Source organism: Brucella oryzae (assembly GCF_041929965.1).
GTDB classification, from domain to species: domain Bacteria; phylum Pseudomonadota; class Alphaproteobacteria; order Rhizobiales; family Rhizobiaceae; genus Brucella; species Brucella oryzae.
The window spans coordinates 1-17,901 of sequence record NZ_JBHEEO010000029.1; the positions used below are offsets into that span (position 1 = coordinate 1).

Below are 17,901 nucleotides of genomic sequence, written 5' to 3' on the forward strand. Positions count from 1 at the left end.
CAAGGCTGGCCTGTAACCGAAATCGAAGCTCTTATGCCTTGGAACTTCAAGTCTAACGCCATCGGCTGACCGCTTACACTGGGAAAATAGACAAAATAAAACGTTCGGTGCCCTTACATCGTGTCGCGTACGCGTTCCCATGCTTTGGTCAAATGGCGCCCCAGCACTTCGGAAAGCCGGGTTGCGTCACGGGCTTCCAGGGCCTTAATCATCTCTTCGTGCTCGGCTACAGCCGCCGCCCATTTCTCCGCACCTTCATGCCCTACAAAGCGGATGCGCTTCAACCGTGTCTGGAGCATCTGGTGAATGTCCGCCAGCGTGGGGTTTTTGGCGAGACGAACGATAGCCAGATGAATCTGCTGGTTGAGTTTGTAATATTGCAGGCGGTCAGAATGCTTATAGCGCTTGATCATTTCATCGTGCAGCGCCCTAATCTCGGCAATTTCCTTGCCGGTCGCAAGCTCGCAGGCGAGCTTCCCAGCAAGCTCTTCCAAAGTGCGCAGAACAGTGAGCATGTCCTTTACGTCGGCTGGACTAAAACGCTTAACAACGGCACCGCGGCTTGGAACAAGCTCGACCAGACCTTCGCTTGCCAAATATTTGATAGCCTCGCGCAACGGCGTTCGTGACACGCCGAGTTGCTCACCGAGCTGGCCTTCATGCAGACGCGTACCGGGTTCCAATTGCCCTTCGATAATCATGTCGCGCAGATGATTAACAAGCATATCATGCAAAGCAGTGCGGCGGAATGCTTGTGAGCCGTTGTCGGCTTGTTCGATTTTCTGAATTTCGTCCATCGACCTTTTTCTCAAAGAGTGGGCTCGAATCCTCACCTCATTATTTGAGGTGAGGATGGCTGGGCTGCTCCCGACCGTCAATATAAAATGCTGCATACAGAATACAAAATGCTTGCGTGGGGCAGGGGGGCTGTCATATGTATACTGCATACAGAATGCAGATGAGGAGGATGCTAATGACCGTTACTGGCGCTGAACCGAGCGTGATTGCGCTTGCAATGGGGGATCCAGCCGGTGTCAGTCCCGAGCTGACAGCGCATCTGCTCGCTTTGCCGGATGTCAAAGAAGAAGCGCATCTCATCGTCTTTGGTGATCGTCGCATTCTGGACGATGGTGCACGTATCGCGGGTGTCGAACTGGAACTGCAGGATGCCAGTATCGAAAACGCGCCGAACATGCCGGTCGGTAAACACGTTTTCGTTGACTTGAAGAACCTCGATCCGAAAGATGTTGTGCGTGGTGAAGCCACGCTGATCGGTGGAACTTTCGCAACCCATAATTTTCGCACTGCATTGAAATTTGCCGATGCTGGACATGCGCAGGCTGTTTGCTTTACGCCGTTCAACAAACAAGCCATGCGGTTTGCTTATCCCGGTTACGACGACGAAATTCGCTTTGTTGCCGACGTGCTGAGCTTTACGGGCAAGGTTCGTGAGTTCAACGTTTTGGAGAGAGTCTGGAACGCGCGTGTGACGTCGCATATTCCACTCAAGGATGTGGCCTCAACCCTGACCGTCGAAGGAATTCTAGCGGAACTGGAACTGGCTTGGACATGCCTGAAGAATGCGGGATACGACAACCCGAAGATTGCGGTGGCCGGTCTCAATCCGCATGCCGGAGATGGAGGCAGTTTCGGGATGGAGGAAATCGACATCATTGAGCCTGCTGTAAGGGCAGCAAAAGCTAAGGGGTTTGATGTCGATGGTCCGTTGCCGGCTGATACAGTGTTCTTGCGTGCTTTGAAAGATGGCTTTCAAGCGGTGCTGACCATGTACCACGATCAAGGTCAGATCGCGATGAAGTTGATGGGCTTCGATAAAGGCGTGACGATGATGGGCGGGTTGCCGTTCCCGCTTTGTACTCCCGCCCATGGTACTGCCTACGATATTGCCGGGAAGGGTGTCGCTGACGTGGGGGCCACGCGCGAAGCGATCCTGCTCGCGGCACGAATGGCGAAAAGAGCGGCAACACTTTCAGACGCTGCCTGATTTTCGACATTTTAACACCATCGGCATAGGGGGAGGCCCGTGCCGCTCATCTGGGAGGATAGATCATGAAGAAGTCTTTGTATATTGCGGGCCTGGCAGCAGGAGTGGCAGTGATCGCATCATCTGCTCTGGCATTCGAGCCGACACGGCCCGTGGAGTTTGTTGTGACTGCCGGGCCGGGTGGTGGCACGGATATTTTCGCGCGTACAATTCAGGCGATCATCGGTAAGTATGACCTGATGAGTGCGCCAATCGTCGTCACAAACAAGGGCAGCGCAGGCGGAGCGGAAGGCTTTGTCTATACTGCCGGCTACAAGGGTGATCCCTACAAGCTCGCTTTCGGCACCAACAACGCATATCTCTTACCGGTGCGGGCCAAGGTGCCTTATAAGTCGGCAGACTTGGTTCCTGTTTCAGCGCTTGCCTCGGACGAATTCATCCTTTGGGTCAACGGAAAGTCCGATTTCAAGACCGCTGCGGAGTTTGTCGCCAAGGCCAAGGACGACGCGAGCATGAAGGTTGGCGGCAGCCAGTCCAAGGACGTTGATCAGATCCTGACATCCATGATCAACGATGCCACGGGCTCCAAACTCGGCTATATCCCGTTCAAAAGCGGTGGTGAAGCAGCTGTGCAGCTTGCGGGCGAGCACATCGCGGCCAATGTCAATAATCCGAGCGAGAATCTCGGTCAGTGGCAGGCAGGCATGGTGAAGCCGCTTTGCGTCTTCAAGGGAGAAAAGCTCAAGGGTGACGGCAAGATTTCCGGTGATATGGGGTGGAGCGACATCCCTACCTGCAAGGAAGCAGGGATTGCAATCGAAAATTACTCGATGCCGCGAACCGTATGGCTGCCCGCTGGTGTCGATCAGGAAGTCGTCGATTACTATGCAGGCGTACTTAAAAAGGTTGCCGAGACACCGGATTGGGCGAAGTATCTTGCCGATAGTTCGCAGTCTGCCGCCTATATGAGCGGTAATGATCTCTCATCCTTTATCAAGAACGATGAAACAGCGGTAACGGCTGTGTTGAAGCGTGAAGGCTGGCTCGCCAACTGACGTTTTGTGCATTTGTGCAGACGCCAATGGCGTCTGCACCATTCATCGAAGGAGCTCATCCCATGAGTGAGAAAGGTGGAGACGGTGTTTCCCGTTTCATCGTTGAGGCGGGCGTCGCTCTTTTGACGGGCGCGCTGGGGGCGGCGGTCTGTTACGGCTCACAGCAGGCTGGTATAGGCTGGACGGAAATGGGGCCGGATGCGGGTTATTTTCCGTTCTACATCGGGCTGCTGATCATGTTCGGAAGTGCCGTCAATCTCGTTGTGGCATTTGTAAAACACCGCGGTAGCGGGGAGATATTCGTCGAACTCCCGCGGCTGAAACCTGTTCTCGGTTTCGCCTTACCGCTGGTCGCCTTCGCTACCATATCGACGGTTCTCGGACTTTATGTAGGCACGGCACTCTACATCGCTGGAGCGATGATGTTTCAGGGACGCTACAAGTGGTGGGCTTCCGTGCCAGCTGGTATTGCCGTTTCCCTCTTCTTTTTCGTCATTTTTGAAATCGGCTTCAAGGTTCCGCTCCTTAAAGGCCCGGTCGAGGCTTTCTTCGGCATTTATTGATACCGGAAAGTCCGATGTCTTTGGAGGAAAGACATGGAAAACTTCAGTCTCCTGATGGATGGCTTTGCCCACATACTCAGTTTCAATCACGTTCTACTGATGATGCTGGGGGTGACGCTAGGAATTCTGGTTGGTGTCCTGCCGGGATTGGGCGCGCCTAACGGCGTTTCCCTGCTTTTGCCGCTGACATTCACGATGGACCCTATCTCCGCGATTATTCTGCTTTCCTGTATGTATTGGGGGGCATTGTTCGGCGGATCGACCACGTCCATTCTGTTCAATATTCCAGGTGAGCCTTCGTCCGTTGCCACCACTTTCGATGGTTATCCGATGGCGAAGGACGGACATGCGAGCCGCGCCCTGACCCTTGCTTTCGTTTCGGCTGGCATCGGCGCGCTGGCTGGCGTGGTGATGATTACTTTGCTCTCGAGCTGGGTTGCCAATTTCGCCCTGCGGTTTTCATCGCCAGAATATTTCGCTGTTTATTTTCTGGCTTTTGCCAGCTTCATATCCATGGGCGCTCAATCGCCCTTCAAGACGCTCGTTTCCATGATGATCGGTTTTGCCTTCGCTTCGGTGGGTATGGACACGATCTCTGGCAATTTGCGCCTGACATTCGAAATACCGGAACTCATCAAGGGTATTTCCTTTCTGATCGCAGTGATGGGCCTGTTCGGGATCGGTGAACTGTTGCTGACAACGGAAGAGGGGTTGCGCTTTGATGGCATCAAGGCACGGGTGCGCCTCGGAGAGATCGGGCGCACACTACTGGAAATGCCGCGTTACTGGTTCACACTTGCGCGCTCCACGCTTATCGGTATCTGGATGGGCATAACGCCAGCAGGGCCAACTGCTGCATCCTTTATGAGCTACGGGGTGGCTCGTCGTTCCGCACGCGATAAATCGAAATTCGGCAAGGGCGATCCCCGTGGTATCGTTGCTCCGGAAACTGCAGACCACTCTGCTGGCACCTCCGCGCTTCTCCCCATGCTGGCGCTTGGCGTTCCGGGTTCGGCTACCGCTGCCGTCATGATGGGCGGCCTGATGATCTGGGGCCTCACTCCTGGCCCGACATTGTTCACGGATCGTCCGGATTTCGTATGGGGCCTGATAGCATCCATGTATCTCGGCAATATCGTTGCCGTCATTCTGGTGATTGCGACTGTGCCGCTCTATGCATCTATCCTGCGCGTGCCGTTCTCGATTATCGGACCGATCATCGTAGCGGTCATTTTCTCCGGTGCTTATCAGGTCGCCAACTCGATAACCGACGTCTGGCTGGTGATCGCATTTGGTGTGCTGGGCTATATCTTCAAGAAGCTTGATTATCCGCTGGCACCATTGGTTCTCGCCATGGTTCTGGGCGATAAGGCAGAAGATGCCTTCCGTCAGTCGATGATGATGTCTGGCGGTGAGCTTTCGATATTCTGGTCGAATGGCCTGGTTGCGTCGCTGATGACGCTTGGCGTCTTCCTGCTTGTTTCACCCGCCATCTTCTGGGGTATCGGCAAACTGCGTAGCCGGAAACCCGAAGTTCCCTCCGGTAACGGTAACGTGGCCTGATTTCGATGGATTATGCAAAAGAACGGGAATGTAAGTTGAAACAGACGACTTCGAAATGGACACGCGAAACCTGGCCAATTGCAGCAGCGATGATCCAGTATCCCAATATGTTGCCGGATGGCAGTTCGGTGCAGGATCAGTCAGCGGAAGATTGGGCTCGCACTTTGTCCGACGTTGCGGATGCAGGGTTTACCGAACTCGATCCGACTGACAGCTGGTTGCGGCTGGCGGATTTGTCACCCGCCCGTCTTGGTGAATTTATGGCGGTCGTCAAATCGCTCGGCTTCACTATTCCTGCGATTTCGACCTCGCGGCGCAGCGTGATTGACGCACGATATGGAGACGAATATCTGGCCTATGGGCACAGGGTCATCGACACGGCAAAGGAAATCGGTGCAAGCTGCGTTTCCTTCGGGCTTTTCGAACCGCTGACAGACGTGCAGAAACAGGCATTATGGTTCTGGACGGTTAATGGAGCGAAGAATCCGGACGATCCTGCTATCTGGAACAAGGCTGTTGAACGAATTCGTGAACTTGGCCGCCATGCAGAGGAACTCGATATAGAGCTGTCGCTTGAAATGTATGAGGATACTTATCTCGGTACTGCGGACAGTTCGGTTCGTTTTGTCGAGGAAGTCGGCCTCGATAATGTCGGGATCAATGCCGATCTGGGCAATCTCATTCGTCTGCATCGTCCGGTCGAGCATTGGCAGCAGATGATGGAGAAGGTCGCGCCTTACGCAAAGTTCTGGCACGTCAAGAACTACACCCGTACAGAAGATCCAGCCTCCGGTGTCATCGTCACACATCCTGCTCCCCTCGAAAGCGGGATCATCAATTATCGTGCAGCGATCAGAATGGCGCTGGATCACGGATTTGCCAGCCCGTTTTTATGTGAACATTATGGTGGCGACGGGCTTTCCGTTTCGGCTACAAATCGTGACTATCTGCGCCGCATCCTGCCTCGCGGCTAAGACCCAGATCAAGGACTGTTTTAATGACGACGATTTTCGATGCGCCGGAGGAGTTTGCCTCGACCGCTCTTGCCGGGTTCGCCAGTATCTATAACCGCTATGTTCGCCATGTGCGTGGCGGCGTTGTTCGTTCCACCAAGGTGCCTCAAGGTAAGGTCGCTGTAGTCGTTGGAGGCGGCTCGGGTCATTACCCGGCATTTGCCGGGTATGTGGGGCCAGGCCTTGCGGATGCGGCCGTTGCTGGTGACGTATTTGCTTCACCTTCCACGGCAGCGGTGGCACGTGTCTGCCGACAGGCGCATAAGGGCGGCGGTATTCTGTTGGGCTTTGGCAATTACGCCGGAGACGTTCTTAATTTCGGTGTTGCCGCCGAACGTCTGCGTGCCGAAGGTATCGACGTCCGTATCGTGCCCGTAACAGACGATGTGGCCAGCGCTCCGGCAGATATGCATGAAAAGCGACGCGGCATTGCTGGTGATCTGGTTGTGTTCAAGATTGCAGGTGCCGCTGCCGAGGCCGGTCTGTCGCTGGACGAAGTCGAACGGCTGTCACGTCATGCGAATGCCAACACCGTGTCTTTCGGCGTTGCCTTCAAAGGCTGCACCTTGCCCGGCGCTCCACAGCCGCTCTTTACCGTACCGGAAGGCCAGATGGCGCTTGGTCTCGGCATTCATGGCGAACCAGGAATCAAGGAAGAGGCGATCTTGCCTGCCTCTGGTCTGGCAAGCCTGCTGGTGGAGAAGCTTTTGGCGGAGCGTCCAAAAGGAACGCAACGGGTTGGCGTTATTCTGAACGGTCTTGGAGCAACCAAATACGAAGAGCTATTTGTCCTGTGGACAGCGATTGCGTCGCTTTTGGAGAATGCTGGTCTTGATGTTGTGGCGCCAGAAGCGGGTGAATTTGTTACCAGCCTCGACATGCAGGGTTGTTCGCTGACCCTTCTCTGGCTCGATGACGAACTCGAGCGCTACTGGACGGCAGCTTGCGATACCCCCGTTCTGCGTCGGGGCGAGGCGATTGCGGTCGAGCCTGCGGACGATATCATTGCCAAAGAGGATGCCGCCCCCGATTTTGCTCAGGCCGATGAGGCCGGACGTGCCGGTGGCGTTTGCATCCAAGATATTTTGCACGCCGTCGCCGACGTGCTGATCGAGGCCGAAGAAGAACTGGGTCGCATCGATGCCTTCGCAGGCGACGGCGATCATGGGCAAGGCATGCGACGTGGCTCTACGGCTGCAAAAGATGCAGCTGATCAGGCCGTCAAGGCCGGGGCGGGGACCGCAAGCGTATTGGCTGTTGCAGGCGACGCTTGGGCAGACCGGGCTGGAGGAACATCCGGAGCGCTATGGGGACTTCTGCTGCGCTCATGGAGCGCAGAGCTGTCCGACAATGGCAACATTGATGATCGTGCAGTGGTTCGCGGCGGTAGGCGCGCGCTTGATGCCGTGACAAGCCTTGGTAGGGCAAAACCCGGTGACAAGACATTGGTGGATGCGTTTGTTCCTTTCGTGGAAACGCTCGAAAACGCATTTGCATCTGGCAAGTCTCTGGCCGATGCTTGGAATAAAGCTGCGGAGACAGCAAAGGCAGCAGCCGAAGCGACAGCGCCGCTTGCTCCGAAACTCGGTCGGGCAAGACCGCTGGCGGAAAAGAGCATCGGTCATCCCGATGCCGGGGCCATTTCGCTGGCGCTGGTCGCGGAAACCATCGGCAAGAAGCTTAAGAACTGATAGCCGATTAGGGAAACTGGCTTGGAGCCAGTCCCTGACCGGCAAAAGGTAATTATTTGATTAGCAATTAGGCCGGGAGGATTTGATAGAAATTATCAAGTTTTCCCGGCTTCGAGTGAGCTACCAGTATGACCAGTTTTTCCTGGTCGAAAACGCGAAACCAGTCTTCCCATTCCACGACTTCAAGTCCGCCTGCATCCAAGGGCCGTTCGACATCGGCAACGAATTCCGGCTCGAAAACAATTCGTAATACCGGCGCAGCATCGGGATCTATGGAAGCGCTGATAAATGCCGGGTTTCCGTTGCGAGCGGCCACCCAGTCCCGAATGGCTTCATGCGTATCGAGGGTGATAGTTTCACTCATCGGGGGTATTCCTCCGGTTGCTGTCATTAAGGACATTTTTGGCTCGGTTGGCAGGTGAGCCAAATGGAAGCTTTTGTTATTTGCCATAGTAATCAGATAGGTCCGCCGGGGTTTCTGAAAAGGCGCAGCTCTATTCACTTTCTCCGTGAATCTGCAATTGGGGTAAAATCTTTCAACACATCCTGTTGACGACGGCTTTGCGTTCATTCATGTCGTAAACCGACTATCTGCTGTTACAGCCTGGAAATCCCCAAAATGACTGAACGTCTCTCACTCGCACGCGACCGCATCAATGTTCTTCTACTGGAGGGCATCAATCAAACGGCCGTCGATTACTTCAAAGCTTCCGGTTACACCAATGTCACGCATCTGCCGAAGGCACTGGATAAAGCCGATTTGATTGAAGCGATTTCGTCAGCGCATATCGTTGGCATTCGTTCCCGAACGCAACTGACTGAAGAGATTTTTACTGCGGCTAACCGCCTGATCGCAGTCGGTTGCTTCTCGGTTGGGACTAATCAGGTTGAGCTGAAAGCTGCACGCAAGCGCGGCATTCCGGTCTTCAATGCACCATTTTCGAACACCCGTTCCGTTGCGGAACTGGTTATTGGCGAAATCATCATGCTGATGCGCCGGATTTTCCCACGCTCCGTCTCCGCACATGCAGGCGGTTGGGACAAAACGGCAACCGGCAGTCGTGAAGTGCGTGGCAAGACGCTTGGTATCATCGGTTATGGCAATATCGGTTCGCAAGTCGGTAATCTGGCCGAAAGCCTTGGTATGACCGTGCGTTATTTCGATACGTCCGACAAGCTGCAATATGGCAATGTCAAACCAACTGTGAGCCTCGACGAACTGTTGAAGATTTCAGACGTTGTCAGCCTGCACGTGCCGTCAAATAAATCGACTTCGAAGCTGATCACCGAAGCGAAACTGCGCAAGATGAAGAAGGGAGCCTTCCTCATCAACAATGCGCGCGGTACTGTTGTCGATCTGGAAGCTCTGGCGAAGGTTTTGCAAGAAGGGCATCTTGCAGGTGCTGCCATCGACGTGTTCCCGGTTGAGCCAGCTTCCAACAATGACAAGTTCATCTCGCCGATTCAGGGGCTGGAAAATGTAATCCTCACCCCACATATCGGTGGGTCGACGGAAGAAGCACAGGAACGTATCGGTTTGGAAGTCACCAGAAAGCTGGTCGAATATTCCGATGTCGGTTCCACGCTGGGCGCTGTGAACTTCCCGCAAGTCCAACTGCCGCCGCGTCCCACGGGCACGCGCTTCATGCACGTGCATGAAAACCGACCCGGCATCCTCAACAGCCTCGTGAATGTTTTTTCGACGCATAACATCAACATCGCCAGTCAGTTTCTGCAAACCGACGGCGAGGTGGGTTATCTTGTGATGGAAGCGGACGGCGTCGGTGAGGCCAGCGAAACGGTGTTGCAGGCCATTCGTGAAATTCCCGGCACTATCCGTGCCCGTCTACTCTATTGAGCGTATTGCGCAGCGCCAATTATCTCTGGCGCTGCGATTTCTCATAGCGCTTGATGAGGCGGTCTCGGCGCAATCGCGAAAGACGCTGAAGCCAGAAAATCCCGTCAAGCTGGTCTATTTCGTGCTGATGGCAGACAGCGAGCAAGCCTTCCGATTCCTCGGTTTGTTCGTTGCCCTTGAGGTCTTGATAGCGGATTTTAATGCGGGCATGACGCTCGACATCGTCGACCACGCCCGGCATCGAGACGCTGCCCTCCTGATGGCGGATCTTATCTTCTGAGGCGGAAACAATCACGGGATTTACATAAAATGTCGGCCCCGTTTGCGCCGATAATTCAAGCACGACCAAACGCTTCGATATACCTATATGAGGTGCGGTGATGCCGATACCGGGTGCTGCACGCATCGTATCAAGAAGATCGTTTGCCAGTTCCTGCAAGGCACTATCAAACAGCGTGACACGCTCCGCAACTGCATGCAGTCGTTTATCCGGATAGGTTACGATCGGGCGAATAGTCATTTGGCCTCACAATGTGCACGTGGATACGTCTGGTATCCATGTGCAATCTTTGGCTGATTTTCACCGTGACTTGCAAACACTATCGCAGGTGACTGTCACAATCCTCGCGCTATGACGAGACGCTGCACGTCGCTGGTGCCTTCGTAAATCTGGCAGACGCGAACATCGCGGTAAATGCGCTCGACGGGATAATCCGCCAGATATCCATAGCCGCCATGAATCTGGATTGCCGCCGAGCAGACCTGCTCGGCCATTTCGGAAGCGACGAGTTTGGCCATTGAGGCTTCTGTCAGGCAGGGCTTGCCCGCCTCGCGCAATGCGGCTGCATGAAGCACCATCTGGCGGGCCGTCTCAATCCTTGTTGCCATGTCGGCAAGCCTGAATGCGACTGCCTGATGTTCGATGATGGGCTTGCCGAAAGTAATGCGCTCTTTGGCGTAAGCACATGCAGCTTCAAATGCCGCGCGCGCCATGCCGACCGATTGCGCCGCAATGCCGATCCGCCCGCCTTCCAGATTTGCAAGAGCGATCTTGTAGCCTTCCCCCTCTTCGCCCAGCCGGTTTTCCGCTGGAATGCGCATTCCGGTAAAGGCGAGTGCACAGGTGTCCGACGAATGCTGGCCAAGCTTGTGTTCGACCGACACAACCTCGTAGCCTGGCGTATCGGTCGGTACGATGAAGGCCGAAATGCCTTTCTTGCCTGCCGACGGATCGGTAACGGCGAACACAATCACGATCCTGCCGTTCTTGCCCGATGTGATGAATTGCTTGGAGCCGTCGATCACATAATGGTCACCATCGCGGCGTGCGCGGGTTTTGAGCGCGGAAGCATCCGAGCCCGCCTGCGGTTCCGTCAATGCAAACCCGCCGATCCATTCGCCGGAAGCCATCCTGGGCAGGAATCGCTGCTTCTGCGCTTCGGTGCCGAAACGCAGGATCGGAGCGCAGCCGACGGATGAATGGACTGAGACGATGGTCGAGCATGCACCATCGCCAGCGGCAATTTCTTCCAATGCCAGCGCGTAGGCGATCGTGCCGAGATCGGATCCGCCCCATTCTTCCGGCACCAGCATTCCCAGAAAGCCAAGCTCGCCCATTTCGGCAAGCTCCGCGCGTGGAAAAGCATGTTCCCTGTCGCGTGCGGCAGCTCCCGGCGCAAGCCGCTCCTGCGCAAACTGCCGGGCGGCGTCGCGAATCTGCTCCTGCGTATCGGTCAGGATCATCAGACGATCCTCTCGATGCCGACAGCGGTTGCTTCGCCGCCGCCAAGGCAGATTCCAGCCACGCCGCGCTTCAGGCCATGGGTTTCGAGGGCCGAAAGCAGGGTGACGAGGATACGCGCGCCCGATGCGCCGATAGGATGACCAAGGGCGCAGGCGCCACCGTGAATATTGACCTTGTCGTGCGGGAGATCGAGATCGCGCATCGCCGCCATCGTAACGACCGCAAAAGCCTCGTTGATCTCGAAGAGATCGACGTCCTTCAAATCCCAGCCGATTTTCGCCGAAAGCTTGCTTATGGCGCCGATGGGGGCGGTCGGGTAAAGATTTGGCTTGTCGGCATGGGTGGCATGACCGACCAGTATCGCACGCGGCGTAAGCCCGCGTTTTTCTGCTTCGGATGCGCGCATGAGCACAAGAGCGGCAGCGCCATCCGAAATCGAGGAGGAGTTGGCTGCCGTCACGGTGCCGCCATCACGAAATGCCGGACGAAGGGTCGGAATTTTGTCCAGTTTCGCTTTGCCGGGCTGCTCATCGATGGAAATTTCAACCTCGTTACGCCCGCTCTTCACGGTAACGGGGGTGATCTCGGCAGCAAAAAGGCCGTCCTTGATGGCATTCTGCGCACGCGTCAGGGAGGCTATGGCGAATTCATCCTGAGCTTCGCGAGTGAACTGATAGGCCTCCGCGCAGTCTTCGGCAAAGGTGCCCATCAGGCGACCTTTGTCGTAAGCATCTTCAAGCCCATCGAGGAACATATGGTCGATAATCTGGCCGTGTCCCATACGATACCCACCACGTGCTTTTGGCAGCAAATAGGGAGAGTTGGTCATGCTTTCCATGCCGCCGGAAACGATGACATTGGCAGAGCCCGCCAGCAACAGATCATGCGCCAGCATGGTTGCCTTCATGCCTGAGCCGCACATCTTGTTGACCGTTGTTGCGCCGGTGGAAACTGGTATTCCGGCCTTGATCGAAGCTTGACGCGCTGGAGCCTGCCCCTGACCGGCAGACAGGACGCAGCCCATATAGACATCTTCGACCGCTTCCGGTGCAAGACCCGCGCCTGCAAGTGCGCCGCGAATGGCGGCAGCGCCGAGATCGGTCGCTTGAGCATTGGTGAAGTCGCCCTGAAAGCCGCCCATGGGAGTACGGGAAGCGCCGACAATGACAATAGGATCGCTGTTGGACATGATTGTTCCTCGTTACTTTGCTGCCATGCGAAGTGCGCCGTCCAGACGGATGACTTCACCGTTGAGCATCTGGTTTTCCACGATGTGGCGGGCAAGAGCTGCATATTCGTCCGGTCGACCGAGGCGGGGCGGAAATGGCACGGAAGCGCCGAGGGCATCCTGCACTTCCTGCGGCATGCCTGCCATCATCGGCGTGGCGAAAATTCCAGGCGCGATCGTCATGACGCGGATGCCATGCCGGGCAAGTTCGCGCGCCACGGGCAAGGTCATGGCGGCGACGCCGCCCTTGGAAGCGGAATAGGCCGCCTGGCCGATTTGGCCATCGAAGGCTGCAACCGACGCCGTATTGATGATGACGCCGCGCTCTCTGCCATCGCCGGGTTCGTTCTTTGCCATGGCTTCGGCGGCCAGACGCAGCATGTTGAAAGTGCCGATCAGATTGATCGAGATCGTACTTGCGAAGCTTTCGAGCTTATGCGCGCCGTCGCGGCCGAGAACCTTTTCGCCCGGCGCAACACCGGCGCAGTTGACGAGCACGTCAATGTGCCCGAAAGCCTCCAGTGCGGCAGCGATGGCAGTCTTGCCATCCGCATCGCTGGTGACGTCGGTGCGGTGAAACCTTGCCGCCGCGCCAAGTGCCCTGGCCTGTGCTTCACCGGCTTCAGCATTCACATCGAGAAGCACGACTTTGCCGCCGGCATCAATGGCCATTTTTGCAACCGCAGCACCAAGGCCAGAGCTTGCACCGGTAATAAGAAATACCCGATCTTTAATCTGCATATGCTTGTCCTCAGGCCTTCGTCTGTTGCTGTTTGTCGATTTCCGCCTTGCGAAGGAGGAAACGCTGGATTTTTCCACTTGGCGTCTTGGGAAGTTCGCTCAGGAAGCCAATTTCACGCGGGTAGGAATGCGCGGAGAGCCTTTTCTTCACATGCAGTACCAGCTCATCCTTCAGTTCCTGCGTACCTTCGAAACCAGGCGCAAGGATAACGAATGCCTTCACAATTTCCGTTCGCTGCGGGTCCGGTACGCCGACAACCGCCGCTTCGTTGACGGCGGCGTGCTCAAGAAGGGCACTTTCGACGTCGAATGGTCCGATGCGATAACCGGATGATGTTATAACGTCGTCAGCGCGACCAATGAAGCTGATTGAACCATCCTGCTCGAACTCCACGGTGTCTCCGGTGCGATAGTAACCGCCCGCAATGGCTGGCGTTTCTTGGCGGTAATAGCCGGAAAACCAGAGATGCGGCGATTTTGCTATATCGACAGCGAGAATGCCAGGTTGGTTAGGGCCAAGTTCATTGCTCTCTTCATCCAGAACCGCGACACGATAGCCGGGCATTGCATAGCCAGCCGAACCATGCCGAACAGAATGCTCAAGACCATGATGGTTATTCACCACCATGCCAAGTTCAGTCTGGCCGTAGTGATCGTAGATTGGTGTACCAAGATATGCGTCGAACCAGCGAATGACTTCCGGGTTAAGCGGCTCTCCGGCACTTGATACTACACGCAGGCGACCTTTGACGCGCTTTGCCGCTTCACCCCCCTCTGCCATCAGCAGGCGGAAGGCGGTCGGAGAACCGGCGAGGCTGGTGACGCCAAGGCGCTCGATGATGTCGTAGGTGCTTTCAGCGGTGAAACCGCCTTCATAAAGCGTTGTCGCCATGCCAAGTTGCAATGGACCGGTCACGGCATAATAAAGACCATATGCCCAGCCCGGATCGGCAATATTCCAGAAAACATCGTCAGGCTGCAGGCCGATGGCTTCGCGCATATAGGCGCCGAATGCCAGAAGGGCGTAAAGAGGAACCGGCACACCTTTGGGCAGGCCAGCCGTGCCGGACGTCGACATCATCATGAACAGGTCGCTGCCCCTGCGAAGCACCGGCGAGCAATCAACTGACGCAGCAGCAGTCGCTGCGCGATAATCGATGTCACCGGTCGGCAGGCCTTCACCGGATGCCAGAACGGTTGCGACTTTGGGACAGTTTTCAATTTCAGCGAGTTTGGTGCGATTGGCCGTATTGGTGACGACCAGTTTTGCGCTGCTGGTTTTCAGCCGATGTTCGATTGCTTTCGGGCCAAAGGCGGTGAAAAGCGGCTGATAGATAGCGCCGATACGCCATGTGCCGAGAATGGTTGCAATGAGTTCCGGCGTGCGCGGCAACAGGCCCGCGACGACATCGCCGGGGCCGACGCCTGCATCTTTCAGTAGATTGCCGACACGAGCGGCCATATTGCGCAGGTTCTCGAAGGTGAATTCGGAAAGTTCGCCATTGGCCGCTATTGCGCGCAGGGCCACGCGATTATCGCCGGTATGCCGGTCGCAGCACTCAATACAGGCGTTGATGCCGGTTTCAGGATTGCCGTGAAGCTTTGCAATGGCATCTTCGATGCGAAATTGCGCAACGGCATCATCATAACGCGCCAGCTGCGCCGAAACGGGTGTTTCAGTCATCCAGTATAACCTCCCAGACAGCCACCTCCTCGTGGCCAACCATGCTTCAAGGTTAACCGGTCATGCATTGCAAACAATGACATGAGATGCATTAATGCGTGATCGATTTTACAATGTAGAGAAATCATGGAACGCCATAATATCGCACCGGGCTTTGTTGAGGATGCGCTCGAAAGCGTGCGTATCCGGGGGATGGCTACGGCTCCCCTGATGGCGAAGATCGGCCTGCCGGAAACAGTGACGGAACCCATCACGAACGTGGAATATGGTCGTTTGTGGTGGCTGATTGCTGAAACGATCAATGACGAATTCTTCGGGCTGGCTGCAAGACCGATGCGCCCCGGCAGCTTTAATCTGCTTTGCCATGCTGTGCTGCATGCCGGCACGCTGGAACGGGCTTTGCGACGGGCATTGCAGTTTCTCAATGTGGTACTGGATGATCCGCAAGGTGGATTGCGGGTCCGCGATGGCATGGCCTATATCGTTCTGACCGACGCCGGACCTCCAAGACCTGCCTTTGCCTATCGTGCCTATTGGCTGATCCTGATGGGGGTTGCCTGCTGGCTGATCGGGCGACGTATTCCGTTGCGCACGCTCGACTTCGCATGTCCGGCACCCGTTCACCGGCAGGATTATCACAAGTTTTTCGGTGCACCCGTCCTGTTCGATCAGCCGGTGACGCGGCTGGTTTTTTCCTCATCCTATCTATCGCTGCCGATCATCCGCAGCGATGTGGCACTGGAAAGTTTTCTGCGCGAAGCTCCAGCCAATATTCTGATCCGCTACCGTCATGATAACGATCTTTCCGCGAGGGTGCGCGCGCAACTCAGCGCCCAGTCGCCCGCCGACTGGCCATCTTTCGAAGAACTGGCAGGCAGGCTTGGCATGTCGGCACCAACTGTGCGGCGCAGGCTGCGCGGAGAGGGGCAAAGCTTCGGGACGATCAAGGATGAACTGCGTTTCGTGATTGCCGAAAGGCTCTTGCAGGGAAACAGGCTGAGTGTAGCCGAAGTGGCTGCCGAACTTGGCTATAGTGAACCGAGCGCCTTTTATCGCGCATTTCATAAATGGATGGGGCAAAGCCCGGGGCGGTTTCGGACTGTACAGCAGCAAGAATAAAAAATGCCGGGCTTTGCGCCTGGCATTTTGTTGCTTGGGACGCGGTTCAGTCTTCCTTGATCATGCTGTCCTTGCTCGTATCTCGCATGCGCAGATAAACGATCAGGGAAAATGCCGACCATGATAGTGACATACCAGTAGAAGCCGCGTTCCCATCCGCCGGTATTGAAGCTCAATGCAACATATTCGGCAGTACCACCGAAGAGAGTGTTGGCTAGTGCGTAGAGCAGCGCTACGCCGAGTGCACGGATATTCGTATGCCCCGTGTGGTCGGGCATGCTATGATGGAAGCACTGCTGGCGCGTGTCCCGGAGCTGCCGTCATTTTGATGACGGGCCATGGCGATATCGGAATGGCTGTGGGATCGCTCAAAAAAGGAGCGTTCGATTTCATCGCCAAACCATTTGCTGCGGATCATCTGATATCGAGCGTGCGTCGCGCGCTGGAGATGCGCCGTCTGGTGCTTGAAAATCGCCGTCTTCGCCGGGCGGCGGTAGATGCCGAGCAGGACTATCCCCTGTTTGGTGAGACACCAGTGATGATGCGGCTACGTGATACGGGCGCGAAGATCAACAGAAAGGGCCTTTGACATATCTGCCGATCTCCATCGCCAGATAGTTTGAATCAGAAATGACCTGATTTGCAAAGCCATTCCGATTCATTCAGAAAGGGAAACGCTCTAAAACAATTTTGCAGTTTGCTATGCCGAACCACGCAGTTCCTTTGCTTCTTTGAGCAGGGTTGTCATCTCAAGCGATGCCAAATCTTCATCACGTGTGAACACAGCATCCGCAACACGTTTATGACGTGTGATCCACCGGTCATCCTCTTCACTTGTGGCCTCTAACCCTGAATGGAAGAGATAGCGCAAGCCAACGGAAATGAGTTGGCCAAGGGAGACGAACAAGCGATTTCCCGATGCGGCGAGGATTGCAATATGAAAGGCAATGTCTTGCTCCACGCGATCATCAGTATCCAGATATGTCGCCATACCCCGCAAGGCTCGCCGGATTGCAGCTTCGTTTTCGCTGGTATGGTGCCGCGCCGCCAGCCTCGCAGCTTCCGGCTCGATCATCATGCGTAATTCATAAAGATCAAGGATCATCTTCTCTGTCTGGGCAGGGTCTTGCATTGCCCAGTCCAGTATCATCGGATCCATCATATTCCAGCAGTCGCTGGGGCGAACAACAACTCCGATTTTCGGCCTTCCTTCCACCAGCCCTTTGGAACTCAAGATTTTCAGCGCTTCGCGCGTAGCAGTTCGGGAAGCATTGAAAATCTGTCCGATGTCAGTTTCGCTGCCGATGACTGTTTTAGGCGGATAGATACCCGACACAATTCGCATACCCATGGTCGTCACGATAGTGTCGTGAACTCCGACCGTGGAACTCTCGCTTTCCCCTGCGTGACCGTGTCGCTGCTTCAAGCCCAATCTCCGATGTTTCTCTCGTAGAATGCATAGCTGAATCCCGGGAAAAGTTCAAACAAGCCTATTTGAAATTTAATAATACTACACTTGACATTAATGGTAATACAATTAAGCTGCCTCGACAATGGGAGACGGCGCATTGCATTGCAGCAAACAGTGCAGGCAGGCGCTGCCGAACCAGCAAATTCCAGGGCGCGGGAGCGGCCTT

16 protein-coding genes and 2 pseudogenes are annotated in these 17,901 nt (G+C 55.5%); 9 read left to right on the forward strand and 9 right to left on the reverse strand.

The window, feature by feature from the left end; genetic code table 11:
- Positions 1-113 precede the first annotated feature (113 nt).
- Complete coding sequence (locus JNC70_RS20440) at positions 114-797, reverse strand: GntR family transcriptional regulator (RefSeq protein WP_104755783.1); 684 nt, start codon at positions 795-797, stop codon at positions 114-116.
- Positions 798-973: 176 nt separating this feature from the next.
- On the opposite strand from JNC70_RS20440, the gene JNC70_RS20445 reads away from it, so the two are divergent.
- The 6 genes from JNC70_RS20445 (at position 974) to JNC70_RS20470 (ending at position 7,890) form a co-directional block, all read left to right on the forward strand.
- Positions 974-2,005, forward strand: coding sequence for a 4-hydroxythreonine-4-phosphate dehydrogenase PdxA (locus JNC70_RS20445; protein ID WP_104755784.1), 1,032 nt, complete (start codon positions 974-976; stop codon positions 2,003-2,005).
- A gap of 65 nt (positions 2,006-2,070) precedes the next feature.
- A complete protein-coding gene (locus JNC70_RS20450) occupies positions 2,071-3,060 on the forward strand; it encodes a Bug family tripartite tricarboxylate transporter substrate binding protein (RefSeq protein ID WP_104755785.1) in 990 nt (329 codons plus the stop codon).
- A 62-nt stretch (positions 3,061-3,122) separates the two neighbouring features.
- Positions 3,123-3,623, forward strand: coding sequence for a tripartite tricarboxylate transporter TctB family protein (locus JNC70_RS20455; RefSeq protein WP_104755786.1), 501 nt, complete (start codon positions 3,123-3,125; stop codon positions 3,621-3,623).
- Positions 3,624-3,656: 33 nt separating this feature from the next.
- Complete coding sequence (locus JNC70_RS20460) at positions 3,657-5,186, forward strand: tripartite tricarboxylate transporter permease (protein WP_104755787.1); 1,530 nt, start codon at positions 3,657-3,659, stop codon at positions 5,184-5,186.
- A 5-nt stretch (positions 5,187-5,191) separates the two neighbouring features.
- Entirely contained in the window at positions 5,192-6,160 is a 969-nt protein-coding gene (locus tag JNC70_RS20465) for a sugar phosphate isomerase/epimerase family protein (RefSeq protein ID WP_104755788.1), read from the forward strand.
- A gap of 23 nt (positions 6,161-6,183) precedes the next feature.
- On the forward strand, positions 6,184-7,890 hold the full coding sequence (locus JNC70_RS20470) for a dihydroxyacetone kinase family protein (RefSeq protein ID WP_104755789.1): 1,707 nt from the start codon (positions 6,184-6,186) through the stop codon (positions 7,888-7,890).
- A 67-nt stretch (positions 7,891-7,957) separates the two neighbouring features.
- Here the strand turns inward: JNC70_RS20470 and JNC70_RS20475 are convergent, their stop codons facing one another.
- Complete coding sequence (locus tag JNC70_RS20475; protein WP_104755790.1) at positions 7,958-8,254, reverse strand: hypothetical protein; 297 nt, start codon at positions 8,252-8,254, stop codon at positions 7,958-7,960.
- A gap of 255 nt (positions 8,255-8,509) precedes the next feature.
- On the opposite strand from JNC70_RS20475, the gene serA reads away from it, so the two are divergent.
- Entirely contained in the window at positions 8,510-9,748 is a 1,239-nt protein-coding gene (serA, locus tag JNC70_RS20480) for a phosphoglycerate dehydrogenase (RefSeq protein WP_104755791.1), read from the forward strand.
- Between the two features lie 19 nt (positions 9,749-9,767).
- Here the strand turns inward: serA and JNC70_RS20485 are convergent, their stop codons facing one another.
- From JNC70_RS20485 to JNC70_RS20505, 5 genes are all read right to left on the reverse strand, one after another.
- A complete protein-coding gene (locus tag JNC70_RS20485) occupies positions 9,768-10,268 on the reverse strand; it encodes a peptide deformylase (protein ID WP_104755792.1) in 501 nt (166 codons plus the stop codon).
- A gap of 95 nt (positions 10,269-10,363) precedes the next feature.
- Positions 10,364-11,491, reverse strand: coding sequence for an acyl-CoA dehydrogenase family protein (locus tag JNC70_RS20490; protein WP_104755793.1), 1,128 nt, complete (start codon positions 11,489-11,491; stop codon positions 10,364-10,366).
- On the reverse strand, positions 11,491-12,681 hold the full coding sequence (locus JNC70_RS20495) for an acetyl-CoA C-acyltransferase (RefSeq protein ID WP_104755794.1): 1,191 nt from the start codon (positions 12,679-12,681) through the stop codon (positions 11,491-11,493). The genes JNC70_RS20490 and JNC70_RS20495 overlap by 1 nt, the downstream gene beginning before the upstream one ends.
- Before the next feature lie 12 nt (positions 12,682-12,693).
- Positions 12,694-13,461, reverse strand: coding sequence for a 3-hydroxyacyl-CoA dehydrogenase (locus JNC70_RS20500; RefSeq protein ID WP_104755795.1), 768 nt, complete (start codon positions 13,459-13,461; stop codon positions 12,694-12,696).
- A 10-nt stretch (positions 13,462-13,471) separates the two neighbouring features.
- Entirely contained in the window at positions 13,472-15,145 is a 1,674-nt protein-coding gene (locus JNC70_RS20505; RefSeq protein WP_104755796.1) for an acyl-CoA synthetase, read from the reverse strand.
- Positions 15,146-15,271: 126 nt separating this feature from the next.
- On the opposite strand from JNC70_RS20505, the gene JNC70_RS20510 reads away from it, so the two are divergent.
- Entirely contained in the window at positions 15,272-16,264 is a 993-nt protein-coding gene (locus JNC70_RS20510) for an AraC family transcriptional regulator (RefSeq protein WP_104755797.1), read from the forward strand.
- Between the two features lie 46 nt (positions 16,265-16,310).
- Here JNC70_RS20510 and JNC70_RS20515 read toward each other — a convergent pair.
- Positions 16,311-16,518, reverse strand: a pseudogene (locus JNC70_RS20515) (alpha-ketoglutarate permease); the annotation flags it as partial.
- Between JNC70_RS20515 and JNC70_RS20520 the strand changes: the two are divergent.
- Positions 16,510-16,823 (forward strand): annotated as a pseudogene (locus JNC70_RS20520) (response regulator); the annotation flags it as partial. The pseudogenes JNC70_RS20515 and JNC70_RS20520 sit on opposite strands and share 9 nt — an antisense overlap.
- Positions 16,824-16,964: 141 nt before the next feature.
- Here the strand turns inward: JNC70_RS20520 and JNC70_RS20525 are convergent.
- Positions 16,965-17,690 (reverse strand): FadR/GntR family transcriptional regulator, encoded by a 726-nt coding sequence (locus tag JNC70_RS20525; protein ID WP_146097107.1) that lies wholly within the window; start codon positions 17,688-17,690, stop codon positions 16,965-16,967.
- Positions 17,691-17,901 lie beyond the last annotated feature (211 nt).